Source organism: Arthrobacter sp. KNU40 (genome assembly GCF_051515115.1).
Classification (GTDB): Bacteria; Actinomycetota; Actinomycetes; order Actinomycetales; family Micrococcaceae; genus Arthrobacter.
Genome location: NZ_CP195850.1, coordinates 5,066,080 through 5,088,323, shown reverse-complemented (window position 1 = coordinate 5,088,323; position 22,244 = coordinate 5,066,080). Strand labels below are relative to the sequence as shown.

General features: G+C 64.2%; 23 protein-coding genes. 15 read left to right on the top strand and 8 right to left on the bottom strand.

Going from position 1 to position 22,244, the window contains the following annotated elements; all coding sequences use genetic code 11:
* The gene (locus ACSKT0_RS23735; RefSeq protein WP_437771917.1) at window positions 1-555 is read left to right on the top strand and encodes a hypothetical protein; all 555 of its coding nucleotides are present in this window, start codon (window positions 1-3) and stop codon (window positions 553-555) included.
* Window positions 556-622: 67 nt separating this feature from the next.
* Window positions 623-973, top strand: a complete 351-nt coding sequence (locus tag ACSKT0_RS23730) for a hypothetical protein (RefSeq protein ID WP_437771916.1) — start codon at window positions 623-625, stop codon at window positions 971-973.
* Window positions 974-1,099: 126 nt separating this feature from the next.
* Here ACSKT0_RS23730 and ACSKT0_RS23725 read toward each other — a convergent pair whose 3' ends face one another.
* Window positions 1,100-1,648 carry a CGNR zinc finger domain-containing protein gene (locus ACSKT0_RS23725; protein ID WP_437771915.1) on the bottom strand — a complete coding sequence of 183 codons (549 nt, stop codon included), beginning with the start codon at window positions 1,646-1,648 and terminating at the stop codon, window positions 1,100-1,102.
* 70 nt (window positions 1,649-1,718) lie between these two features.
* On the opposite strand from ACSKT0_RS23725, the gene ACSKT0_RS23720 reads away from it, so the two are divergent.
* Window positions 1,719-2,750, top strand: coding sequence for an EamA family transporter (locus ACSKT0_RS23720; RefSeq protein ID WP_437771914.1), 1,032 nt, complete (start codon window positions 1,719-1,721; stop codon window positions 2,748-2,750).
* Between the two features lie 40 nt (window positions 2,751-2,790).
* The gene (locus tag ACSKT0_RS23715) at window positions 2,791-3,063 is read left to right on the top strand and encodes a DUF2277 domain-containing protein (RefSeq protein ID WP_437771913.1); all 273 of its coding nucleotides are present in this window, start codon (window positions 2,791-2,793) and stop codon (window positions 3,061-3,063) included.
* 113 nt (window positions 3,064-3,176) lie between these two features.
* Here ACSKT0_RS23715 and ACSKT0_RS23710 read toward each other — a convergent pair whose 3' ends face one another.
* The 3 genes from ACSKT0_RS23710 to ACSKT0_RS23700 all read right to left on the bottom strand — a co-directional run bounded on the left by ACSKT0_RS23710 (window position 3,177) and on the right by ACSKT0_RS23700 (window position 6,410).
* The gene (locus tag ACSKT0_RS23710; RefSeq protein ID WP_437774104.1) at window positions 3,177-5,699 is read right to left on the bottom strand and encodes a heavy metal translocating P-type ATPase; all 2,523 of its coding nucleotides are present in this window, start codon (window positions 5,697-5,699) and stop codon (window positions 3,177-3,179) included.
* A 71-nt stretch (window positions 5,700-5,770) separates the two neighbouring features.
* Window positions 5,771-6,010 carry a heavy-metal-associated domain-containing protein gene (locus ACSKT0_RS23705; protein ID WP_437771912.1) on the bottom strand — a complete coding sequence of 80 codons (240 nt, stop codon included), beginning with the start codon at window positions 6,008-6,010 and terminating at the stop codon, window positions 5,771-5,773.
* A gap of 49 nt (window positions 6,011-6,059) precedes the next feature.
* Window positions 6,060-6,410 carry a metal-sensitive transcriptional regulator gene (locus tag ACSKT0_RS23700; protein WP_437771911.1) on the bottom strand — a complete coding sequence of 117 codons (351 nt, stop codon included), beginning with the start codon at window positions 6,408-6,410 and terminating at the stop codon, window positions 6,060-6,062.
* Between the two features lie 215 nt (window positions 6,411-6,625).
* Between ACSKT0_RS23700 and ACSKT0_RS23695 the strand changes: the two genes are divergently transcribed.
* From ACSKT0_RS23695 to ACSKT0_RS23670, 6 genes are read left to right on the top strand one after another with little or no spacing between them, the layout of a single operon-like run.
* The gene (locus ACSKT0_RS23695; RefSeq protein WP_437771910.1) at window positions 6,626-7,918 is read left to right on the top strand and encodes an extracellular solute-binding protein; all 1,293 of its coding nucleotides are present in this window, start codon (window positions 6,626-6,628) and stop codon (window positions 7,916-7,918) included.
* Window positions 7,919-7,961: 43 nt separating this feature from the next.
* Window positions 7,962-8,957 carry a carbohydrate ABC transporter permease gene (locus ACSKT0_RS23690; protein WP_437771909.1) on the top strand — a complete coding sequence of 332 codons (996 nt, stop codon included), beginning with the start codon at window positions 7,962-7,964 and terminating at the stop codon, window positions 8,955-8,957.
* The gene (locus ACSKT0_RS23685) at window positions 8,954-9,862 is read left to right on the top strand and encodes a carbohydrate ABC transporter permease (RefSeq protein ID WP_437771908.1); all 909 of its coding nucleotides are present in this window, start codon (window positions 8,954-8,956) and stop codon (window positions 9,860-9,862) included. The genes ACSKT0_RS23690 and ACSKT0_RS23685 overlap by 4 nt, the downstream gene beginning before the upstream one ends.
* Window positions 9,859-11,472: a beta-N-acetylhexosaminidase gene (locus ACSKT0_RS23680; RefSeq protein WP_437771907.1), complete on the top strand. Its 1,614-nt coding sequence runs from the start codon at window positions 9,859-9,861 to the stop codon at window positions 11,470-11,472. The genes ACSKT0_RS23685 and ACSKT0_RS23680 overlap by 4 nt, the downstream gene beginning before the upstream one ends.
* Window positions 11,473-11,479: 7 nt before the next feature.
* Window positions 11,480-12,295 carry an IclR family transcriptional regulator gene (locus ACSKT0_RS23675; RefSeq protein ID WP_437771906.1) on the top strand — a complete coding sequence of 272 codons (816 nt, stop codon included), beginning with the start codon at window positions 11,480-11,482 and terminating at the stop codon, window positions 12,293-12,295.
* 8 nt (window positions 12,296-12,303) lie between these two features.
* The gene (locus tag ACSKT0_RS23670; protein WP_437771905.1) at window positions 12,304-12,798 is read left to right on the top strand and encodes a rhodanese-like domain-containing protein; all 495 of its coding nucleotides are present in this window, start codon (window positions 12,304-12,306) and stop codon (window positions 12,796-12,798) included.
* Here ACSKT0_RS23670 and ACSKT0_RS23665 read toward each other — a convergent pair.
* The 4 genes from ACSKT0_RS23665 to ACSKT0_RS23650 are packed head-to-tail and all read right to left on the bottom strand — an operon-like array spanning window position 12,763 to window position 16,376.
* Window positions 12,763-14,151: a sensor domain-containing phosphodiesterase gene (locus tag ACSKT0_RS23665; RefSeq protein WP_437771904.1), complete on the bottom strand. Its 1,389-nt coding sequence runs from the start codon at window positions 14,149-14,151 to the stop codon at window positions 12,763-12,765. The two genes, ACSKT0_RS23670 and ACSKT0_RS23665, sit on opposite strands and share 36 nt — an antisense overlap.
* Window positions 14,152-14,185: 34 nt before the next feature.
* Window positions 14,186-14,590, bottom strand: coding sequence for a RidA family protein (locus tag ACSKT0_RS23660; protein WP_437771903.1), 405 nt, complete (start codon window positions 14,588-14,590; stop codon window positions 14,186-14,188).
* On the bottom strand, window positions 14,587-15,348 hold the full coding sequence (locus tag ACSKT0_RS23655; RefSeq protein WP_437771902.1) for an IclR family transcriptional regulator: 762 nt from the start codon (window positions 15,346-15,348) through the stop codon (window positions 14,587-14,589). The genes ACSKT0_RS23660 and ACSKT0_RS23655 overlap by 4 nt, the downstream gene beginning before the upstream one ends.
* On the bottom strand, window positions 15,345-16,376 hold the full coding sequence (locus ACSKT0_RS23650) for a sugar kinase (RefSeq protein ID WP_437771901.1): 1,032 nt from the start codon (window positions 16,374-16,376) through the stop codon (window positions 15,345-15,347). Before ACSKT0_RS23650 ends, ACSKT0_RS23655 begins: the two co-directional genes overlap by 4 nt.
* A gap of 235 nt (window positions 16,377-16,611) precedes the next feature.
* Here ACSKT0_RS23650 and ACSKT0_RS23645 point away from each other — a divergent pair, with 235 nt between their 5' ends.
* The 5 genes from ACSKT0_RS23645 to ACSKT0_RS23625 all read left to right on the top strand — a co-directional run bounded on the left by ACSKT0_RS23645 (window position 16,612) and on the right by ACSKT0_RS23625 (window position 22,187).
* The gene (locus tag ACSKT0_RS23645) at window positions 16,612-17,946 is read left to right on the top strand and encodes an amino acid deaminase (RefSeq protein WP_437771900.1); all 1,335 of its coding nucleotides are present in this window, start codon (window positions 16,612-16,614) and stop codon (window positions 17,944-17,946) included.
* A gap of 10 nt (window positions 17,947-17,956) precedes the next feature.
* Entirely contained in the window at window positions 17,957-19,609 is a 1,653-nt protein-coding gene (locus tag ACSKT0_RS23640; RefSeq protein WP_437771899.1) for an N-acyl-D-amino-acid deacylase family protein, read from the top strand.
* The gene (locus ACSKT0_RS23635) at window positions 19,606-20,241 is read left to right on the top strand and encodes a bifunctional 4-hydroxy-2-oxoglutarate aldolase/2-dehydro-3-deoxy-phosphogluconate aldolase (RefSeq protein WP_437771898.1); all 636 of its coding nucleotides are present in this window, start codon (window positions 19,606-19,608) and stop codon (window positions 20,239-20,241) included. The genes ACSKT0_RS23640 and ACSKT0_RS23635 overlap by 4 nt, the downstream gene beginning before the upstream one ends.
* 22 nt (window positions 20,242-20,263) lie before the next feature.
* On the top strand, window positions 20,264-21,655 hold the full coding sequence (locus ACSKT0_RS23630) for a GntP family permease (protein WP_437771897.1): 1,392 nt from the start codon (window positions 20,264-20,266) through the stop codon (window positions 21,653-21,655).
* A 331-nt stretch (window positions 21,656-21,986) separates the two neighbouring features.
* Window positions 21,987-22,187 (top strand): hypothetical protein, encoded by a 201-nt coding sequence (locus ACSKT0_RS23625; RefSeq protein ID WP_059388808.1) that lies wholly within the window; start codon window positions 21,987-21,989, stop codon window positions 22,185-22,187.
* The last annotated feature ends 57 nt before the right edge of the window (window positions 22,188-22,244 follow it).

The following is a 22,244-nucleotide window of genomic DNA, read 5'->3' as shown; positions in this document are numbered from 1 at the left end:
GTGACTCTCCCCACCTCTTCAGCGACTTCATCCACGCCCACAGCAGCCGCGCTCTGGAAGCCCGTACTTCTCCGCGCCGGTGCTGCGCTGGTGTTTGGAGCCGTGACCGTCTTCTGGGGCTCGCCATCCGTTCACGTTCTGGCCTGGGCTACCGGGCTCTACATGCTCGCAACCGCAGGCGCCGCGTTCCTTGCTGCGAGTGTTCCGGCGGCCGCGGCGGTCGTCGTCGGCCTGGCAGGGGTGGGTGCCTTGATTACGCAGTCCGATACGGGCGTCGGCGTTTCCGCGCTCGTAGGATTGCTGGTGCTCGGGGCGTTTGAACTGGTCCGGGGATTCCGGCAGCGCGGACGCCACGTGCTTGCCCGCGACTGGATCATTTCCGGTGTGGTGGGCATCGGCACCGCCGTTGCTTTGCCGTTCTTCATCAGCCTTGGAGCGCACGCGCTCCTCGGTGTTGCCGGCGGCGGCGCCATCATCTCGGGAGTCTTGTGGGTGCTGTCCGGGCTGAGCCTGCGGCACGATGGGCGAACCCCCTCTGCTGAGGCCGTAAACTAGTAGTCGTACGTTCTACCCTGCGTAGAACTCTCGAGGCGCGGACGGCGCCAGCACCCACATTGGAGGAATGACCTTGGCTGACCAGAAACCAGGAGAGCCGCGCAAGATGCGGACCTCGGTTAAGGGACCGCTGATGTTCTCCGCGTTCTGGGGCGTCGTGATCTTCTTCGCTGTGCTGATCTTCGCCTCCGGCGGCAGCGCCCGCACTCCGCGCTTTGACCTCGCCTTTACCGGTGCCGGCATCGCCTTCATCGTGAGCCTCGTTATCGCTGCCATGCTTTCCATGAGCCACAAGGAAAACGCCGAGCACCTCGGCAAGGGCTCGGGCGTCAACCTAAGTTCCAGGAAGCCGGGCCAGAGTCACGGTTCAGCGGCCCCCCATGCGGGCAGCGAAACGGAAACGCCCGACGCCGACTAGGCCGTCCTAGTCCTTTTTCGTGTCACGCCACGCAACTTTTTGCCGGCTGGTCAGTGCAGCAAACCCGGAAACTCGCGGCAGGCCGCCGTCGTGCGCCCTCAAAAGATGCACGGCGTGACGCCTTCCCTATTCGGCCCCCGAGGCCTTCCGGGCCCGGTAAGCGGCCACGTGCGTTCGGTTGGCGCAGTTGCCTGTATCGCAATAGAGCTTGGATCGGTTTCGGCTCAGGTCCAACACGACAGCGTCGCAATCGTCCGCCGCGCATACCCGCAGGCGATCCATTTCCTTGCTGCGGATGACGTCCACGAGTGCCATGGCGGCTTCCGTGCCCATGCGTTCCGCGAGGGGCGCCTCGGGGGTGGTGGCGTGCAAGTGCCAATCCCAATGATCGTGCTTGACCAATTGGGGGAGTGCGCGTGCGTCGGTGAGGAGCTGGTTGACGGCCTTTGCGGCCGCATCTTCATCGGCCGTCCACAGGGAAGCCAGCTGGCTCCGCAGTCGCTTTACGCTGACTAACTCGGCCTCGGTTCCGTCCCTGCTCCCCGTGAATTCTTCCGTATCGAGGAAGGCGCGGAGTTCGGCGACACTCGTGAGGGATTCGGTGCCGTTGGCGGCCGAATTGATCAAATTGACCACGCTTCGAAGCGCCACTTCAGTGTCAGGTGCAAAAAGCACTTTGACTCCTTACATCTCTCGGTAGTAGTGTCAGCAGCGTAACCCATTTTACTCCTGACAGGAGGCTGCTGTGTCAGCTGCAACAAACCGGGCTGGTGCTGCGGGCTTCATGGCGTCGGGCCTGGGGCTCGCGCTCTTTTCCTCAGCTGTCTTCGGCTTGTCCGGCTCGTTTGCCAAGTCCCTCCTGGAAACCGGGTGGACCCCCGGCGCCGCAGTTGCCATCCGATTGAGCGGTGCTGCACTCATCTTGGTGATCCCGGCCGTCGTCGCTCTCCGCGGCCGTTGGCACCAGCTCAAGGACAACTGGCTCACCATCCTGTTGTTCGGCGTGATTGGTGTTGCGGGGTGCCAGCTTTTCTACTTCAACGCGGTGTCGAGGCTGTCCGTGGGGGTCGCCCTCCTGCTCGAATACCTCGCACCAACCATGATCGTCCTGTGGCTGTGGGCCGCGAGCCGACGCCGACCCCGGGCCCTCACAGCCATCGGTACGCTGCTATCCCTCGGCGGACTCGTCCTGGTGCTCGATCTCACCGGCGCCGTCAAGGTGGACTTCGTCGGCGTGCTGTGGGGGATGGCCGCGGCCGTCTGCCTGGTCATCTACTTCTTCATCACAGCCAAGCAGAACGACACGCTGCCGCCCATCGTGCTGGCTTCCGGCGGTCTCATGGCAGGCTCAATCCTTATCTGGATTGCCGGCGGGACCGGTTTGGTATCCATGACTTTCGCCACCGCGGATACGCACCTCGGGCCGTGGACCACGCCGTGGTGGGTCTCGATCGCCGGCCTCGTCATCCTCTCCACCGTGCTGTCCTACGTCACGGGGATCATGGCAGCACGAAGCCTTGGGTCCAAGGTGGCATCCTTTGTCTCCCTTACCGAAGTGTTGTTCGCCGTGGTGTGGGCCTGGCTGTTGCTGGCCGAATTGCCCGGAGCCGTCCAGCTGGTGGGCGGGGCACTCATCGTGTGCGGAGTGGTCTTGGTGCGGATCGACGAGCTGCGCGCGGACAAGCGTGACGCCGTGGAGCACGGCGAAGACCACGCCTCGCTGGAGCTTGACCACGCGAACGACGTCGAGCCGGTTCCTTCCGAGAGAGTCCTCTAAAAACGACCCCTGACAGGGGACCGGGGCCTAGCATGTTGATATGTGCCGGAACATCCACACCCTCCACAATTTTGAGCCACGAGCCACCTCCGCGGAGGTGGAAGCCGCAGCCCTGCAATACGTGCGCAAGATCAGTGGCACCACCAAGCCGTCCAAGGTAAACGAGGAAGCCTTCTCCGAGGCTGTCCATGAGATCGCGCATATCACACAGCATTTGCTCGATTCCCTCGTCACCCATGCGCCGGCGCGCAACCGCGACGAGGAGGCGGCGAAAGCCAGGGCCCGGGCGGCCGTTCGTTTCGGAACGGCCTAGCCTCCGCAAACTAACTCGAAGTTGTTGTCGTTTTGACGCCGCATAACGACAACAACTGCGAGTTAGTTGGGTGGGACGGCGGTTGGGTGGGGCGGCGGTTGGGTGGGGCGGGACTACTTTGCGAACGAGCGCAACCGTAGCGAATTTGCGACCACCAGGACCGAGCTCGCAGCCATGGCCGCGCCGGCGATCATCGGGTTGAGCAAACCAAGGGCTGCCACCGGGATACCGATGGCGTTATAGAAGAATGCCCAGAACAGGTTTGTCTTAATGGTGGAGAGCGTCTTCCGGGACAGCTCGATGGCTTGCACCAGCTGCCCGAGGTCGCTGCCCATAACGGTCAGATCCGAGGCCTCGATGGCGACATCCGTACCCGATCCCATGGCTATGCCAAGGTCGGCTTGCGCCAGCGCTGCGGCGTCGTTGACTCCGTCCCCGGCCATGGCCACAGTGGACCCCTGGGACTGAAGCTTCCGCACCGCGTCCACTTTGCCTTCCGGCAGGACCCCCGCGAATACATCTTCCGGGGCGATCCCGACGGCGGTGGCCACTTGGGCGGCGACGGCGGCGTTGTCTCCTGTCAGCAGCAGAGGGCGAATCCCGAGTTCCTTGAGCTTCGAGATGGCTGCAGCCGAACCGGGTTTGACGGTGTCCCTTAGCGTGACTATTCCAGCGGGCTTCCCGTCCACAGCAACCCAGATGGCGGTAGCGCCGCCGGCTTCCTCAGCGGCCAGTGCCTCGCGCTGTGCGTCGTCAGGGAAAATGCCGTTGTCTTCCAGCCAGCCGGTCCTGCCGGCAACGACCGTTCGCTCGGCTCTGTTTCCGGCTCCGTTCAGCGCAACCATCCCCCGGACTCCGCCGCCCGGGGCGGAACTGAAGTCCTTCACAGCGGGGAGCGGGCCGGCGTCGGGCATTGCGGACTTGGCGGCAGCGGCGATGGCGTGGGCGATGGGGTGCTCCGACGCTGCCTCGACGGCGCCGGCGAGAGACAGGACGTCGGCGGGGGAGTGGCCGTTCAAGGCCAGCGTGTGTCCAACGGCCAGCTTGCCGCTCGTGACGGTACCCGTCTTGTCCAAAAGGATGGCGTCCACCGTACGCGTATCTTCCAGCACCTGTGGACCCTTGATGAGGATGCCGAGTTGCGCGCCCCGGCCGGTCCCGGTCAGGAGGCCAACGGGAGTCGCGAGCCCAAGCGCACACGGGCAGGCAATCACGAGCACCGCCACGGCAGCCGTGAACGAGGCATTGAGGTCCCCGCTCAGGGCGAGCCAGACGACGAAAGTAACCACGGCGATGACCAGTACGACCGGCACGAAGACGGCGCTGATACGATCGGCGAGCCGTGCGATCGGGGCTTTGCCCGTCTGCGCCTGGCTGACCAACCGCCCCATTTGCGCCAGCGTCGTCTCGGAACCGACGCGCGTCGCGCGGACCAGCAAACGGCCCGAAGTGTTGATGGTGGCGCCCGTGACCTGGCTCCCCGGTCCGACCTCCACGGGCACGGATTCACCGGTGACCAACGAGGCATCCACGGCGGACGAACCGCTCGTCACCAGGCCGTCAGTGGCGATCTTCTCTCCCGGGCGGACCACGAAAATGTCCCCGGCTACGAGTTGCTCGGCCGGGATCTTGTGCTCGACGCCGTCGCGCAGCACCGTTGCGTCCTTGGCCCCCAGGTTCAGCAGGGCCTTAAGGGCATCGCCGGCCTTCGCTTTGGCGTTGGCCTCGAGATAGCGGCCCAGAAGCAGGAACGTGGTGACTACCGCCGCAACTTCGAAGTACAGCCCGCCGCCCATGCCTCCCGTGGACTCCATGCCGGGGTGTTCAGTCATCATGGGGTTGGCAAAGAGCTGCCACGCCGAGTAGAGGTATGCGGCCAGGACGCCGATGGACACGAGCGTGTCCATGGTCGAGGCGAAGTGGCGCGCGTTGATGGCGGCGGCCCGGTGGAAGGGCCAGGCAGCCCACGTCACCACGGGAAGGGCCAGCAATGCGGCGACCCAACCCCATTGCGGGAACTGCAGAGCCGGAATCATCGAGATGGCGAACACCGGGACAGTCAGTATGGCCGCGGCGATCAGTCTCGGCTTTAGCTGGCGGGACGCAGGGCCGTGGTGCATGTGGTCTTCGTGGGCGCGTGCATCGCGGTCGCCTTGCGCGCCGCCACCGGCGCCATGCTCTGCATGCTCGCTCGTGCCTCGCTTAGACGCATGCTGCCGCATGCCACCCGCGTCGTCGCTGTGGTCATGTTCCGGTGCGCTGTCGTCACCGTCGCTGTGGTTATGTTCAGTTGTGCCGTCGTCACCGGTGATGCCTTCGGTGCTGGACTCGATCGCGGGGCCGGTATGCGGCAGCGCGCGTCTAAGCGACGGAGGAGCGAGCGCGCCGAGCATATCGGTTTCGCGATCGTGGGTCTGGGCGGCGGAGTGGGCTTGGACGGTGGACGGGCTGGGGCGGGATTCGCGGATCCAGGCTTTGTAGCCCGTTGCGTTCACGGTGTCCACGATTTGTTGGTCCGTGACGTTATCCGGGACTGTTACGTGGGCCGATTCGAGGGGGAGGTTGACTGAAGCCTCCACGCCGTCGAGCTTGCCCAGTTTCCGCTCCACGCGCGCCACGCATGATGCGCACGTCATACCCTCGATGTCGAGTTCGATGATGCGGGTGCCTGTTTGATGGAGGATGTCGTGATTGCTCACATTGACCCCTAGGCCTCGTTGGCGACTACCAGGTAGCCGGCTTCGGCGACGGCTTCGCCGATTTCGGACGGAGACAGTTCCTGGGTGGAGGTGATGGTGACGGTGGAGATTCCGCCGGCATTCAGAGCGATTTCGACATTTTCGACACCTGCCAAGGACTCGATTTCCTCGCTGACGGCTGAAACGCAGTGCCCGCAGGTCATGCCGGAAACGCTGACGTTCGTCTGGATGGTGGCGGTGTGGCCCATGGCGTGCTCCTTGGTGGTGAGTTGAATGGTGTGGTGAATGTTTGAGGCGTTACCGCAGCAGGCGCCCGATGGCATCGGCTGCCTCTTTGACCTTGATGTCGATTTGCTCTGCGCGCACGACGGGATCGGACTCGGAGGCGGCTCCGACGACGCAGTGCCCGATGTGTTCCTCCACGAGACCGAGGCTCACGGCATGCAGGGCTTTAGTGACTGCAGAGACTTGAGTGAGGATGTCGATGCAGTATTTGTCCTCTTCCACCATGCGCGCAATACCGCGTACTTGGCCCTCGATCCGCTTGAGGCGCCGCAAGTACGCGTCCTTGTTGGAAGAGTAGCCGTGTTGGCCAATGTTCAAGTCAACCGGGTTCAAATCTGTGGGGTCCACGTCGATCGTGCTCATGCCGTAAAGATATACCCCCTGGGGGTATAAAATCAAGTACCCCCAGGGGGTATCGGCAATCTTGCGAGAGATCGTCTGTTTACAAATTCTGGTTTTGCAATGCAAACCTTTTGCCACTTGTGCTTCCGCTCACAGAAGTATGTTTGTAAAGTTTCCTTCCATACCCGAAGCGGAGGACCGCCGGGCACCGAACCCTTTTCTCCATGGAGGATCCATTGAAAATCGCACGCACTGCGGCTGCCTTTGCCCTCGCCGCCCTCGCGTTGACGGCCTGCGCCCCGCCCACGTCGAACAACGCCGCGTCATCGTCGGATGAGAAGTCAGGCACTATCCGCGTGTGGCTCTTCTCGGAAGTCAACCAAGACCCCAAATCTGCGGTAGTCAAGGCCGCGGTTTCCGATTTCGAAGCCAGTCATAGCGGCGTCAAGGTCGATGTCCAGTACATTCCAGTCGACAGCCGGGCGGAACGGTTCAAGGCCGCGTTCAACGACCCCTCGAGTGCTCCCGACGTCGCCGAGTTCGGCAACACAGACCTTGCCAGCTACGTTGCATCCGGCGGATTGTCCGACATGACTGCAGACATCAAGGCCTGGGGCGAGTTCAAGGACCTGGACAGCAAGATCCTGGCCACCACGGACGTCGGAGGCAAGAACTACGGCGTGCCGTGGTACGTCGGCGTCCGGGCCCTCTACTACCGCACCGATCTGCTGCAAAAGCTCGGACTGGGGGCTCCCAAGACCCTCGCCGACGTCGAAACCGTGGCCCGCGCCGTCCGCGCAGCCAACCCGGACATGCTCGGTATTTCGATTGGTGGAGCCGCGCAGTTCTCGGCTATGCCCTATCTCTGGGCCAACGGCGGCAACATTGCCACGAAGAAGGGTGACACCTTTGTCTCCAGTTTGGATTCGACCGAATCCCGGGCCGGTGTCTCCGCTTATGCCCGGCTGCTCAAGAACGACATCTGCCCGCCCCAGACCTGCGCCGAATTCGGCGGAAACGCCAGCGTCCAGCAATTCATCGCCGGAAAGTCGGCCATGACCATCGGTGGCGACTTCAACTACAAGGCCGTCGCGGCCAGCGCCATCAAGGACAAGTTCGCTGTGGTTCCGGTTCCGGGCAATACGGCCGGTTCGATCGCGCCCGCATTTGCCGGCGGCAACAACCTGGGCGTCTTCAACAGCAGCAAGCACCACACCCTGGCAGCTGAGTTCGTCGAGCAGCTCGCGGGCAAGAAGTACCAGCAGAAAATGTTCGACGCCATGGGCAACTTGCCGACATTCAGCGACGTCCAGAAGTCTGTTGCGGCGTCCAATCCGCAGCTCGACCCCTTCATCAAGACCCTTGCCGCCGGCACCAACTTTGTCCCCGTGACGGAAACCTGGTCCACGATCGACGCCCAGGGCATCGTCACCGGCATGTACCAGAAGATCGTCACAGGCAAGGCTGACGTCAATACGGCTACTGCGGACGCGGCAGCAGCCATGAACAAGGTGTTCGGATCCAAATGACAGGGTTCGTGACGCACCTTGGATCCGTGCCAGGCGGTGCGGCATGACGGCGCTTGCGTCCGCGAAGGCGGACGCAAGCGGAACGCGGAACCGCAAGCAGGACCGCAAGCCGACGACGGCGGGGACGTCCCGCCGTCGTGCCCTAGGCAAGCGCGGCCTGGAACCTTGGCTCTACCTGGCTCCAGCTTTCATTGTCCTGATCGCGCTGCTGGGATACCCGATCTTCCAGCTCATCAACGTCTCTTTGTATGACTACCGCCAGGCCCAAGTCAGCGGCAAGGCGCCACTGCAGTTCACGGGCCTGGAGAACTACCAGAAACTGTTCGCCGATCCGGAGTTCTGGTCCGTCCTGGGCAACACTGTTCTGTTCGCAGGGGCCTGCGTTGTACTGACGCTGCTCGTGGGAACGTCGTTGGCGGTGCTGGCCACGCGGCTCCGGCCCTGGGTCCGCACCGCATTGTTCGTAGTCTCGCTGGGCGCTTGGGCCACACCGGCCGTCACCGGCAGCGCCGTCTGGTTGTTCCTCTTCGACCCCACCCTGGGGCTGGTCAACAAGGCTCTTGTCTCCGTGGGCCTGACGCAGTTCAACGGCTACTCCTGGACCTACGACAAATGGTCCGCCTTCGGCCTCGTAGCCAGCGAAGTGGTGTGGTGTTCGTTCCCGTTCGTGCTCGTGACGGTCTACGCTGGCATCCAGGCGATCTCCACCGAAGTGATTGAGGCGGCGCGGCTCGACGGTGCTTCCATGCCCCGGATCGCGCGCAGCATCATGCTTCCGATGCTGCGGCCCATCGTGATGGTGGTGACCATCCAGTCCATCATCTGGAACTTCAAGATCTTCTCGCAGATCTACATCATGACCAACGGCGGCGGTATTGCCGGGCAGAACCTCGTGCTGAATGTCTACGGCTACCAGCAGGCCTTCGCGGCCAGCCTGTACGGCCTCGGCTCGGCCCTCGGTGTCATCATGACCGCGTTGCTGATGATCGTCACCCTGATCTACCTCCGCATCCTCAAGAGAACGGGAGAAGTCTTGTGACCGCCGTCGACGTTCCACTCCGCAAGAACCGGCCCGCGCCGGAGTCGCCGCAAAAATTCCGCAAGGGCGGACGACGCCGGTTCGGCGCCGATGCAGCGGGACTCGCCATCGCGCTTCTCGTCGCGTTCCCGCTGTTCTGGATGGTGCTTTCGGCCCTCAAGCCGAAGACAGCGCTCGACGCCGGCGATGCGGCGCCGTTCACGCTGGAACCGTCCTTCGATTCCTTCATGCGGGTCCTGTCAGTGAACAACTTCGGCAGGTACTTCCTCAACAGCGTGATCGTGGCGCTCGTCGTCGTTATCGTCTCCACCGTGCTGGCGTTTCTGGCCTCCGTGGCACTGACCCGCTACCAATTCAAGATGCGCACCAAGTTGCTGATCGTGGTGCTTGTGTCCCAGATGGTGCCCGTCGAAGCGCTCACGATTCCGCTGTTCTTCCTGCTCCGCAACGCCGGGGAGGCCGTACCGCTCGTGGGCCTGAATCAGCTCGGCTCCCTGGTGCTGGTCCATGTAGGCTTCAGTATCCCGTTCGCGATCTGGATGCTTCGTGGCTTCGTCGCAGCGGTCCCGGTGGAGATCGAAGAGGCAGCGCGCATAGACGGGGCCAGTGGTTTCCGGTTTGTCCGCTCGATCCTCTTCCCGCTTGTGGCGCCCGGAGTGGTGGCGTGCTCCGTGTTTTCGTTCATCGCCACGTGGAACGACTTCCTCTTCGCCAAGACATTCATCATTTCCGCCCAGGAGAACCAGACCCTGCCCATGGCATTGTTGACCTTCTTCAAGCCCGACCAGAACGATTGGGGTGCCATCATGGCCGGTTCCGTGATCATGACCATTCCGGTGCTGATCTTCTTCATAGCAGTGCAGCGAAAACTCGTATCCGGGCTGGCCGGGGCGGTGAAGGGATGAGCGCCGCGCATTTGCTGGTTCCCGTGCCGTGCTCGGTGGAATCGCACGGAGGTTTCCTGGAACTGGACCCAGCCACCACCTTGGCCGCCGATCCGGAGCTGAACAGCGCGCGCCGCTGGCTCGCCCGGACCCTCGGCGCGGCCACCGGCTGGGACCTGTCCCTGGACACGGTAGCCGATGCGGGCATCAGCCTGCGGCTTGACCAGGAGCTCGACGCCGAGGCGTACCGCCTGCAGGTGGGCACCGCCGTCGTGATTCATGCGGGCGGTCCGGCCGGAGCCTTCTATGCTGCCCAGACCCTCCTACAGCTGATGGGACCTGCCGCGCTGAGGCAAGCGCCTGTTCCGGAAACGGATGGCACATGGCCGGTTCCCAAGGTATCGATCCAGGACCAGCCGCGTTTCGGGTACCGCGGGGCCATGCTTGACGTGGCCCGGCACTTCATGCCCAAGGACAACCTGCTGCGGTTCATCGAGGTGATGGCCATGCACAAGCTCAACGTCCTCCACCTGCACCTCACGGACGACCAAGGCTGGCGGATCCAGATCAACCGATACCCGAAACTCACCCAGACCGGGGCGTGGCGGCGGGAGTCGTCGCTTGGTTCCTGGCGGGCAGGGGTTTTCGACGGGCTTCCGCACGGCGGTTTCTACAGCCAGGACGATCTCCGCGAAGTGGTCGCGTTCGCTGCAGCGCGGCACATCACCGTCATCCCGGAGATCGATGTTCCGGGACACAGCCAGGCCGCCATCGCCGCCTACCCGGAACTGGGTGCGGGCGCGGATACAGAGGTCTGGACCCGCTGGGGAATCAACGAGACCGTTCTGGAAGTCTCGGAAACCTCATTGGAGTTCTACCGCAAGGTCCTCGATGAAGTCGTGGAGATCTTCCCCGCCCGCTGGATCAGCTTGGGCGGTGACGAAGTTCCGCTCACCCAGTGGCAATCCAGCGCCCAGGCACAGGCCAAAGCCGCCGAACTCGGATTGCCGGACGTTTCGGGATTGCACAGCTGGTTTGTGGGGCAGTTGGCGAAGCACCTTGACGGGCACGGGCGAGCGACTTCCGTGTGGGACGAAATCGGCGACGGCGAGCTGCCGGATGGTGCGTTGGTGGCTTCCTGGCGGGGCTATGAAGGCGGACTAAGCGCGCTCAGAAGCGGTTATGACGTGGTCATGTGCCCCGAGCACAAGCTGTACCTGGACCACCGCCAGGCCGACGGCGACGACGAACCTGTGCCCGTGGGCTTTGTCACCAGCCTGCGGGATGTCTACGGCTTCGAACCGCTGCCCGCGGGTGCGGATGAGGCGTTCCCGGGCAGGCTCCTCGGGGCCCAGGCCAACATCTGGACGGAACACCTCGATTCCCCGCGACGGGTCCACTTCGCCGCGTTTCCACGGCTGAGTGCCGTCGCGGAGGTGCTCTGGTCGCAGCCGGAGAACCGGGACTACGATGGTTTCCTGGCCAGGCTCGAAGGCGCGCATCTGGAACGCCTGGAGGCCATGGGGGTGGAATACCGGCCGCTGTCCGGACCACATCCCTGGCAGTTGAGGCCTGGCGTGGTTGGCTGGAAACGCGATTACGACGCCGAGCAGCGCATCGCCGCTGGATAGGACACACGTGGGTACTGAAGGCACGGAGGCCCGGAACTCCTCGGCTTCGTTGCGTAAGGCGCTGGCTTTGCTGGCAGTGGTGGCGGAGCATCCGGTGAGCGCGGACGGACTCGCCTTGGTGGAGCTGACCAAGCTCTCCGGGCTCAACAAGAGCACGGTCCTAAGGCTGGCCGCGCCCTTGTTGGACGAAAACCTGCTGGAGCGCGACGCCGGGAGCGGCCGCTTCCGGCTGGGCCATGGTTGCCTGCGTTTGGGACAGTCATACCTGGACCGGCTCGATTTGCGCAGCGTCGCCAACGCCGAGCTCAGACTGCTGATGAGGGCCACGGAAAGTACGTGCCACCTCGTTGTCCTGTCCGGCCATGATGTGGTCTACCTCGACAAAGTGGAGGACGAGGCAACAGTTCGTATGGCATCGCGCGTCGGGGCGACCATGCCGGCGTACTGCACCGCGGTCGGCAAAGCCATGTTGGCATTCAGCCCGGAAGAAGTGGTTGCGCCGATCCTGGCCGGTGAGCTGGCGCCGATCACCGATAGGACGATCACGGACCCCGAGCAGCTGCGGGCTGAATTCGCCGCAATCCGTCGCCGGGGCTATGCGATCGACGACCGCGAAAACGAACCCGAGGTCCGGTGCGTCGCCGCCCCGATCTTCGGCCACGACGATCACGTGGTTGCCGCCCTCAGCGTCTCCTCCTTGTCGTCCCGCATGACCGCCAAGCGCGTCCGCGAAGTAGGTCCCATGGCCGCCGAAACCAGCCTGCGCATCTCGGCAAAGCTGGGATCCCGGCGTGCCAACGCCAAACTCGCGAAGCTGGCCTAGGAGGGCAGATGGAAAAGCCAATGAACGACGCCGGCGCTGGAGTCGGGGCGGACGGTGCGGCAGGCGCCTACTTCCGCGCGAAGTTGCAGTTCGAGATCGACGTCATGGACGTTGCGGATGCCGCTGCCGGCAGTTTCGTGCTCGTGGATACTCGCAGGCAGTCGTCGTGGGACCACGGACATATCCCCGGCGCCATGCACCTTCCGACCGCGGAGATACCCGAGCGGGCGGCCGCACTGATCCCTGCTGGGAGCTCAGTAGTGGTCTATTCGTGGGGACCGGGCTGCAACGGAAGCACCTTCGCGGCCCTGGCATTCGCCGAGCTCGGGTACCCGGTGCGCGAAATGATCGGCGGCATCGAGTATTGGGCGCGGAACGGGCTCCCGGTGGAGACAACTGAGGGTGTTGTCGCGCGGGACTTCGACGGTCTGGTCACGGCGCATCAGCCCGAGGGGTATCGGCCATCGCTAACCCCATCCCGCCCAGTCCTCAGGCCTGAGTGAGGGGCGGCCGAGCAGGTAGCCCTGGGCTGCGGTCATGCCGAGCTTGGTGACCGCAGCCAACTCGGCCTCGGTCTCGATCCCTTCGGCTACCAGGGCCGCTCCGATTTCAGAGGAAAAACCGACCATCGCAGCTCCCAGGGCCCGCTGTGCCGGATCCGTGTCGATGCCGGCGATGATCTCGCGATCGAGTTTGATGAGGTCCGGCTTGAGTTGCAGGATGTGGCGCATGGAAGCAAAGCCGGCACCGGCGTCATCGACAGCTATTCTGAGTCCGGCGCGCCGCAACGGTGCCAGAACTTCGGCGAGCGGTTCATAGTTGGCGACCTCATGGCGTTCGGTGACCTCAAGCACGATGCGTCGTGGAGGGATGGCCGACTGCACAATCGCGGCTGCCAAGCGGGGGTCAAGGCACGCGCGGGGTGAGAGGTTTGCCGCGATGTACAGTCCCGCTGGAAGTCCGGCGGCAGTGGTCAGCGCGGTCCGGAGCGCAAGGATTTCAAGCTCGATATCCAGCCCGACCGAGGCAGCCTCCATGAAACGCACCTCCGGGGACAATTCCTGGGATCCGCTGAACCTTGTCAAGGATTCCACTCCAACGAAGTTGCCCGTTTCCAGGCACAGGATCGGTTGGAATGCCGTAATGAGCGAACCGTCATTGAGCAGTTCCTGGATGCGTGCGGTGACTTCGGCATGCGAACGTGCTGTCTCGGGATTCAAGACACGGCAGGTGCCTTCGAAACCGCGGTCCCTGCCATCCCTGTCGCGAATTGGCCTTCCGGCAACGTCTATCAAGACGCGGCTGCCGTCCCGGTGGCGGCACACGGTGACCACGCGTGACCACGAGGAGTCACCGCTTTCCCGGGCTTTCCAGTCCACGCGTGCGTCTGCCAGGTCCCCGGGGTCGATGACGCGGGTGATGTGCCTTCCCAGCAGTTCGGAAGGTTCGTACCCCGTGATGTCCTTGCAGGCCGGGCTGCAGAACGTAAATCGCCCATCGGGCCCCGTGGCCCACAGCCAGTCCAGGCTTGTATGCAGCACGGTGTCCATCAAGCGGGATGTCCGGAACGCTTGGCTTCGTTCCCGCTGCTGCTGCCGCATGAGGCGCCACGCCGCCAGCACCACTAGGGGCACGATCAGCAGCGCCAGGAGAGCAGGGAATCCGGTTGGTCCATCGATGCCGACCCACGGCGGAAGCCCGAAGGCCAGCGGCAGGCGGATGGACAAGGCAACCGCAGCCTCGATGAATATGACAACCAGCAGCCACCATCCGGTAGAAGCCGACGCCAGCCGGTTCGCTTGGCGTCGCTCTCGGGAAGACGCCCTTTTAAGCCTGGGAACGCGCATGAAGGGCATCACCCAATAGTGCCACCAAGCCGGACTCCGGGGATTACGCCGTAACCGCCAGCGCGTCGATTTCCACGAGCATGACTTCGTGCGGGAGGTTGACGAACACGGTGGTGCGGCTGGGCAGTTGGCCGCTGGGGACGTTCTCGGTGATGAATTCGCCGTAGACCTCGTTCATGGCGGCGAAGTCGTCGCGCGTAGTGAGGTAGACGCGGAACATGATGACGTCTTCCACCGAGGAACCGCCGGCTTCGAGGATCGCCTTCACGTTCTCCAATGTGCGGCGGGTCTGGACGCGGACGTCGCCTTCGCCGATGTACTGGTTGGTGGCGGGATCCATGGGGCCCTGGCCGGACACCTGGAACATGCCGCCCTTCCGGATGCCTTGGGAGAATACGTGCGCCGGGGCCGGAGCATTTTCGGTCAGTACTACAGTCTTTTCACTCATGCCGAGTTCCTTTCGTGGCTGATCCAGCCGAGGTCGCAGGAGATGGCCTCGGTGCTGGCTTTGAGGTCGGGCAGCAGCTCAAGCAGTCCTTCATAGCTGAGCATCACCACCGGTACCGAACAAGAGGCTGCGGCCACGACGGCGCCGCTCGCGTCGCGAATGGGGGTCGCGATGCAGTGCACGAACGATTCGTGCTCCGCGTTGTCGTGGGCCCAGCCCTGGACCCTGACCTGCTCCAGTTCGGCCAAAAGGGCCTCCGGCGAGGTCAGGGTGGTGTCGGTAATTCTTGTGTAGTCGAGTCCCGCCGCGATCTTTTCCTGCCGGCTGCGCGGCATGTCGGCAAGCAGGACCTTTGCGACGGCGGCCGAATGCAGTGACGCTGTCAGGCCGATCCGGGAGTACATCCGCACGGGATGGTGCGACTCGAATTTGTCGATGTACACCACGTCATTTCCCTCGAACGCGGCGAGGTGCACGGTGTGCCCGGTCTTTCCGTTCAGTTCGGCCAAGTACGGGTGCGCCACTTTGCGGATGTCCCGCTGTTCCAGCGCGAGCGAGGACAGCTCGAACAGCTTGGAGCCAAGCATGAATCGTTGGTCCTCATCGCGGACAACGAAGCGTTTTTCCTCCATGGCGTGCAGGAGGCGCATGACGGTGGTCTTGTGCACTGAAGCCTTGGAGGCAAGCTCATCCAGGGTGGCCGGTTTGGCCGCAAGCTCGGCAAGCAGGTCGATGGCCCGCATCAGGCTCTGGCTCATGGTGCTGTGCTCCGATCTTGAACGCTCCGGTTCCGGCTGTTGAAGTGCCCCCCGGCGACGTGGATCGCAGCCCATTGGGCGTCGGTGGAATCGAGGATGGCCGAAAGCAGTGCGGAGTCGGGAAGGGGGCCGCGATCGCCATGGACGGTAAGGGTGCAGGCTGCAGCGACGTGACCGCGACGGAGGCTGGCCTTCTGTTCGAGGCCGAACAGCACCCCGCTCAGGTACCCGGCCGCGAACGAATCGCCCGCGCCCACCGGCTCAAGCACCTCCACGGACAAGGCGGACACTTCGGCCCGCGTGCCGTCCCGTTCCAGGGCGATGGCGCTGATGGCTTCGTTCTTGATGACGACGACGGCGGGATCCGGCATGAGGCGCCGGAGTTCAGTTTCGTCCGTGGTGCCGAAGGCGTGCTCGGCTTCGTCCTTGCCCACCAGCACGATGTCGGCGAGATTGGCCAGGCGGCGCAGCGCGGAACGGTCCTGGCCGGCCCAGAGCGCGGCGCGCCAATTGACGTCGAAGCTGATGATGCGGCCGTGCCTCGGTGCGGCGAGGATGGCTTCCGTCAGCTCAAGGCATTCCGGTGAGAGTGCCGCTGTGATGCCGCTCAGGTGGATGAGCGAGGCTTCCTCCAATAAGTGCGCGACGGCGGGATTCGCCAGGGTGCCCAGGCTCATCGCTGATGCGGCGGAACCCTGCCGGTAGTACAAAACTGAACTGCCGCCGTCGGGATCTGTTTCCTGGGCGGGGACCTTGACGTAAAGCCCTGTGGGCCGTCCGGGATCGACCTCGACGCCGGAAATCCCCACGCCGTGGCTGCTCAGCTCCTCCAGGATCCGGGTGCCGAATCCATCCCGGCCCACCCGGCCTACCCAGTGGGAGTCCAGGCCCATGGCAGCCAGGCCCATGGCTACGTTCGATTCCGCGCCGCCGATTCCACAATGCAGCTCCGTGGCTTGGTGCAGCGGGACGGGCTTCACCGGGGTGAGCATGGCCATCGTCTCACCCACACATACAGCTGAAAGCATGAAACTCCCGCGCTCCCTCTGCCGCTTCCAGCGGCACTCGACACCCCCATGAAGAAGGGATTTCCGTGGCCTGATCATGGGTTGCCGGGCCATGCCGCGGCCTTGACTCCCAATCCTGCACCATGTTAGACATATCACCAACAGCTTTGCAACCTGCGTTGCAAAATACGCAACGCAACGGAATTTGCGGGCAGAATGCGCACAGTGAATCGCGCACAGGGAAGGGATCGAACTGGTGAACACTTCCACGTCCGGCGCCGGAGCCGAAGCCGGGGCAATTGCAGCGGACACCTTGGCACGCCTGGCCGATGTCTGGCTCGACTGGCGGCACAAGGCCGTGCCCGCCACGGCCAGCGGCACCAGCCACCGTAAGTTCCTCTCAACAGCCCCGAAGCTCGCCGACCTCCAGACGCCGTTGCTGACCCTTGATGCCGGGGCACTCCGCGGCAACGCCGATCGCTTGGCCTCATGGTGTGCGGAGCACGGCGTTTTGCTTGCCCCGCACGGAAAGACCACCATGGCGCCACAGCTCTGGGCGGAACAGCTGAACCGCGGCGCTTGGGGGATCACTGTGGCGAACTTCGCCCAGCTCCGCGTGGCCCGCGAATTCGGTGTGCGGCGCCTGCAACTGGCCAACAGCCTGACCGATCCGCACGCGATCGAGTGGGTCGCCGCGACCGCGAGTCCGGTTCAGCCGATCCTTTCCTGGGTCGACTCCACTGTCACCGTGGATGTCATTGGCCGCACCTTGGAGACCATTGGAAGCAGCGCCGTCCTTGATGTCCTTGTTGAGCTTGGCGGAACCGGTGGCCGCACCGGAGCGCGAGGCGTGGAGGCTGCACTCGGCGTCGCCCGGTTCGTGGCCGCTTCACCTCACCTGAGGCTGGTCGGCGTCAGCGGCTACGAAGGATCGTTGGCCCACACTGCCGACGCCGACAGTCTCGCCGCCGTCCGCGGCTTCTTGGGCCAGATGGGTGAGCTGCATCAGCGGCTCCTCGGGGAAGGTCTCTACGGATCCGACGCCGTCATCCTTACGGCAGGCGGCAGCGCCTACTTCGACGATGTCGTCGACGTCCTTTCGCCGTGCATCGACGCCGGCACGCAAGACGGTCCGCGCGTCGAACTCATGATCCGCAGCGGTGCGTACATCATCCACGACGACGGATTCTACCGCGGCATCTCGCCGTTTTCCCGCGACGGCGGCCAGCCATTCAAGGCAGGCATGCACGGCTGGGCGCGCGTCGTGTCCCAGCCCGAACCAGGCCTTGCCATCCTCGACGCCGGCAAACGCGACTTGCCCGTTGACGAAGGCCTGCCACGTCCGCAGCTGATCGGGCCCGGACTCGGCGGTCCCATGGTGCCCCTCGTCGGTGCCGAGATCACTGCCGTCAACGACCAGCACTGCTTCATGACGTTCGACGCCGGCACCACCGCTGTGCGGCCCGGCGCCGTCGTGCGCCTGGGACTTTCGCATCCGTGCACAGCCTTCGACAAGTGGACGCTCATCCCTGTGCTCGCGGATACCGACGGTGACCACACCGTCGTCGACCTCATCCATACCTTCTTCTAGGACGCACGCCATGAAGACCCTCATCAGCAACGCCGTCTTGGTGGACGGAACCGGGGCGGACCGCCGTCCCGCCGACGTCCTGCTGGACGGTGAGGTGATCGCCGTCGTCGCCGACGCCGGATCCCTCACCGCGAGCGGAACCGGCGCCGAGCGGACTATCGACGCGACGGGATTCGTCCTGAGCCCCGGATTCATCGACATGCACGCCCATTCGGACTTGCAGCTGCTGGTCAACAAGGGCCACTACGCCAAGCTCAGCCAAGGCGTCACCACCGAACTTCTGGGCCAGGACGGGCTGTCCTACGCTCCGGTGGACGATGCCACCCTTAGCGGGGTCCGCGAGAAGATCGCCGGCTGGAACGAAAACCCGCAGGATTTCGACTGGAATTGGCGAACCGTGGGCCAGTACCTGGACCGCCTCGACGCGTCCGAAAACGGCAAGAGGATCGCCACCAACGCCGCGTACCTCGTCCCGCAGGGAACCGTCCGGGCCTTCGTGATGGGCTTCGCCGAAGGGGACCCGACACCTGAGCAGCAGGAGCGGATGCAGGACATCGTGCGCACCGCCATGGAGGAGGGCGCCGTGGGCATGTCCTCCGGGCTGACCTACACCCCAGGCATGTACGCCCGGACCGAGGAACTTGCTGGACTTTGCCGGACCGTGGGGGAACTGGGTGGTTTTTACGCTCCGCACCACCGCTCCTACGGGAAGGGCGCGCTCGGAGCCTACGCGGAGATGATCGGGCTGAGCCGGGACACTGGCTGCGCGCTGCACCTTTCCCACGCCACCATGAACTTCGCCGAGAACAAGGGCCGGGCGGGCGAGCTCCTTGAGCTCATCGATGCAGCGCTCGACGACGGCGCCGACATTACGCTCGACACCTACCCTTACCTCCCCGGCGCCACCACGCTCGCGGCGATCCTGCCCAGCTGGTCGTCCTCCGGCGGTACCGAGGCCACGCTCGCGCGGCTGGCCGACCCGGCAACTCTGGCGAGAATCCGCGAAAATGTGGAGATCTACGGCTCCGACGGCTGCCACGGAGTGGTTGCCGAGTGGCACACACTGGAGATCAGCGGCGTCCAGAACCCGGCACTCGCCGGTTACGTGGGCAAGACCATCGCCACAATCGCCGCTGAAACCAACGCTGAGCCGTTCGCCGTGTTCGCTCAGATCCTCCAGGAGGACCGCCTGGGCACCGGGATCCTGCAGCACGTCGGCCACGAGGAAAACGTGCAGGCCATCATGGTCCACCGCACCCACACCGGCGGCAGCGACGGCCTCTTGGTCGGAGCGAAACCGCACCCGCGTGCCTGGGGAACGTTCCCCCGATACCTAGGCCACTACAGCCGCGATCTGGGCTTACTGACCCTGGAGGAAATGGTCCACCACTTGAGCGGCCGCCCGGCCGAGCGGCTCAAGCTCGACCTCCGCGGGCTGGTCCGCGAAGGCTACGCGGCCGACGTCGTCCTCTTCGACCCGCGCACCGTCCGTGACGAAGCCACCTTTGAAAACCCCCGCAAGCCAGCCACTGGCATCCATTACGTGTTCGTCAACGGGACGGCAGCGATCGACGGCGGGAAGCCCACCGGCGCCCGTGCCGGCCGCGCACTGCGCCGCGGCCCGGACGGACGCACCCGAGCAGGAAGTACCGAAATCGCATGACTCCTGAAGAATTTGTCGAACAGCTTGAAGCCGACCGCACCCTCGCCGTCGTCCGGGCGCCGTTGATCCCCGACGCCGCCGAGCTCTGCCGCGCACTGGCCGACGGCGGCATCCGCAGCGTCGAACTGACGTTCACCACACCGGACGTGCTGAAGCACGTGCGGCGAGCTGCGGAAACCGCAGCGCAGCACGGCGCCTCCGTCGGAATCGGTACCGTGATGACGGCCGAGCAGGCAAAGGCAGCCATCGACTCCGGTGCCCGGTTCCTGGTGACGCCCGGCCTCCGCCCTGAGGTTGCGGCGGTGGCTGCGGCCGCCGGTATCCCCTTCAGTCTGGGGGCCATGACACCTACCGAGGTGGCGCAGGCGCTTGACCTGGGTTCCGCCGCAGTCAAGATCTTCCCGGCCAGGCAGCTCGGTCCCGCGTACCTCAAGGATCTCCAGGGTCCCTACCCCGGTATCCGCCTACTGCCCTCCGGCGGGATCGACGCGTCAAACGCCAAGAGCTATCTCGACGCCGGCGCCGCAGCGGTCTGCTGTGGAACCAGCGTGGTCCCTCCCGCCGCCGTGGCTGCAGGCGACTGGGCAGACATTTCGGCCAGGGCCGCTGCCTTCACCGCCACCCTCGCGTAGGAATCCCCAGAAAGTAACCCCCATGAATGAATTCCTGAACTGGCTGCGGCACGATACGGCCGGCCTGCTTATCCTGGCAGGCGCCGGCATTGCCCTCCTGTTGTTTCTGATCATCAAAGTCAAGGTAGAACCGTTCATTGCCTTGGTGGGGACCAGCGTGCTCGTCGCGCTGGCGGGCGGCGTGAGCATCGATGCCCTTGTCGGCTCGCCCATCAAGAGCGGCGACGCCCTCATCGAGAAGGGCTTCGCCGGGATCCTCGGACACATCACCCTGATCATCGGCCTGGGCACTGTCCTGGGCGCCATCCTGGAGCGATCCGGCGGCGCGGAGGTCCTGCTGGGCAGGCTCGTGAAGATCTTCGGCGAAAAGGGAACGCCGCTGGCCATGGGCGTCACCGGGTTTGTCCTCGGCATTCCGGTCTTCTTCGACATCGGCATTTTCGTGCTCGCACCCCTCGTCTATGTGGCGGCGGTGCGCGGCGGGAAATCCCTCATTTTGTACGCCTTGCCGCTTCTCGCCGGCCTCTCCGTGACCCACGCCTTCCTGCCGCCGCACCCAGGTCCCGTAGCCGCGGCCGGACTGTTCCACGTTGAACTGGGCTGGATCATCATCATGGGTCTGGCCTGCGGCATCCCTGCCTGGTTCGCTTCCGGCATTCTCTGGGGCCAGTGGATCGGCAAGCGCGTGCAAGTTGCCGTTCCGGAGGACCGCGTGATCCCGGAGGCAGAGGAAGCTGTGGGCCACGAACCGCGCATGAGCGTCGTTGCCCTTGCCATCGGCCTGCCGATGCTCCTGATCCTAGGCGCCACCTTCGGCAACATCTTCCTCTCCGCTGGTGGATTCCGCGATGCGCTGGTGTTCTTCGGCAACCCGGCCATTGCGCTCACCGTTGCTGTCGCACTCTCGATGTGGCTCCTGGGCACACGTCGGGGCATGAGCGCCAAGGACCTCTCCGAACTGAGCTCAGCCTCGCTGAAACCGGTCGGCATGATCCTGCTTGTTGTTGGAGCCGGCGCGTTCTTCGGCGCAGTGCTCTCGGCAACCGGGGTGGGCAACGCCGTGGCGGACACCTTGGCCAAGGCCGGGCTCCCGGTGATCGTGTCCGCTTACGTGATCGCCTGCGGCATGCGTCTCGCCCAGGGCTCCGCCACGGTCGCGATCGTGACGACGGGCGGCATCCTGGCCCCGGCGCTCACGGCCGGACACTATTCGCAGCCGCAATTGGCCCTGATTGTCATGGCCATCTCTTCCGGCTCCATCATCGCCAGCCACGTGAACGACGGCGGATTCTGGATCATCTCCAAGTACTTCAACATGTCGGTCAAGGACACCCTGAAGACGTGGACGGTGCTGGAAACCGTGCTCTCGGTAGTGGGCTTCGGCATGGCGGCCCTGCTGTACCAGTTCGTCTAAGGCTTAGCGATACGGAAAATCCCTGGCGCCCACGGAATTCCGGGGGCGTCAGGGATTTTGCGCGTCGCGAGGCTTAAACAAAGAGCTCCGGAGTGCGTTATTGGGGGATACGCACTCCGGAGCGGACTTTGGAGCAGGTTCTTTGGGTTCCTGCTGACAATTAGCTTACGTGCCCCAACAGCACTCCGCTACCAATCTGAATAACTACTTTCACTTTACTTTTTCCGACCCGGATTTTAGGGCGAAATCGGGGGTTTGATCAGGTCCTCGGCCCCTTGTAGTGCACCCGGCGCAGGCCTAGCGTTAACTTGCACAGGAAGGGGTGGTCCACGTGGAGATCTTCATGTGGTGGCTGGACATAGACCTCAAGAGCAAGGAATGGCTGCGCGAGAACCTTCGTGCCACGGAGCTTCCGCTGGAAGTTCTGCAACGCATTGCCGATGTTGGCGGCCCGCGCCTTGAAGAGCTGGCAGGCGGGCTGAGCGACGCCGACTGGGACTTCATTGAGACGCAGTCCGAGTTCGTGGACTGAGACGGTTTCCTAGACCGGCTCATAAAATCGTTGCGGCTCCCGCCCTAGGATGGTTGC

What these genes read in the sequence shown, in the direction of transcription:
- ACSKT0_RS23700 (WP_437771911.1), bottom strand. Translation starts at nt 6,410, where the DNA reads ATGAGCACGATCGACGTGGACCCCACAGATTTGAACCCGGTTGACTTG.
- ACSKT0_RS23635 (WP_437771898.1), top strand. Translation starts at nt 19,606, where the DNA reads ATGACTCCTGAAGAATTTGTCGAACAGCTTGAAGCCGACCGCACCCTC.
- ACSKT0_RS23690 (WP_437771909.1), top strand. Translation starts at nt 7,962, where the DNA reads ATGACGGCGCTTGCGTCCGCGAAGGCGGACGCAAGCGGAACGCGGAAC.
- ACSKT0_RS23655 (WP_437771902.1), bottom strand. Translation starts at nt 15,348, where the DNA reads ATGAGCCAGAGCCTGATGCGGGCCATCGACCTGCTTGCCGAGCTTGCG.
- ACSKT0_RS23665 (WP_437771904.1), bottom strand. Translation starts at nt 14,151, where the DNA reads ATGCCCTTCATGCGCGTTCCCAGGCTTAAAAGGGCGTCTTCCCGAGAG.
- ACSKT0_RS23640 (WP_437771899.1), top strand. Translation starts at nt 17,957, where the DNA reads ATGAAGACCCTCATCAGCAACGCCGTCTTGGTGGACGGAACCGGGGCG.
- ACSKT0_RS23705 (WP_437771912.1), bottom strand. Translation starts at nt 6,010, where the DNA reads ATGGGCCACACCGCCACCATCCAGACGAACGTCAGCGTTTCCGGCATG.
- ACSKT0_RS23680 (WP_437771907.1), top strand. Translation starts at nt 9,859, where the DNA reads ATGAGCGCCGCGCATTTGCTGGTTCCCGTGCCGTGCTCGGTGGAATCG.
- ACSKT0_RS23650 (WP_437771901.1), bottom strand. Translation starts at nt 16,376, where the DNA reads ATGCTTTCAGCTGTATGTGTGGGTGAGACGATGGCCATGCTCACCCCG.
- ACSKT0_RS23730 (WP_437771916.1), top strand. Translation starts at nt 623, where the DNA reads ATGACCTTGGCTGACCAGAAACCAGGAGAGCCGCGCAAGATGCGGACC.
- ACSKT0_RS23670 (WP_437771905.1), top strand. Translation starts at nt 12,304, where the DNA reads ATGGAAAAGCCAATGAACGACGCCGGCGCTGGAGTCGGGGCGGACGGT.
- ACSKT0_RS23710 (WP_437774104.1), bottom strand. Translation starts at nt 5,699, where the DNA reads ATGACGTGCGCATCATGCGTGGCGCGCGTGGAGCGGAAACTGGGCAAG.
- ACSKT0_RS23630 (WP_437771897.1), top strand. Translation starts at nt 20,264, where the DNA reads ATGAATGAATTCCTGAACTGGCTGCGGCACGATACGGCCGGCCTGCTT.
- ACSKT0_RS23660 (WP_437771903.1), bottom strand. Translation starts at nt 14,590, where the DNA reads ATGAGTGAAAAGACTGTAGTACTGACCGAAAATGCTCCGGCCCCGGCG.
- ACSKT0_RS23715 (WP_437771913.1), top strand. Translation starts at nt 2,791, where the DNA reads ATGTGCCGGAACATCCACACCCTCCACAATTTTGAGCCACGAGCCACC.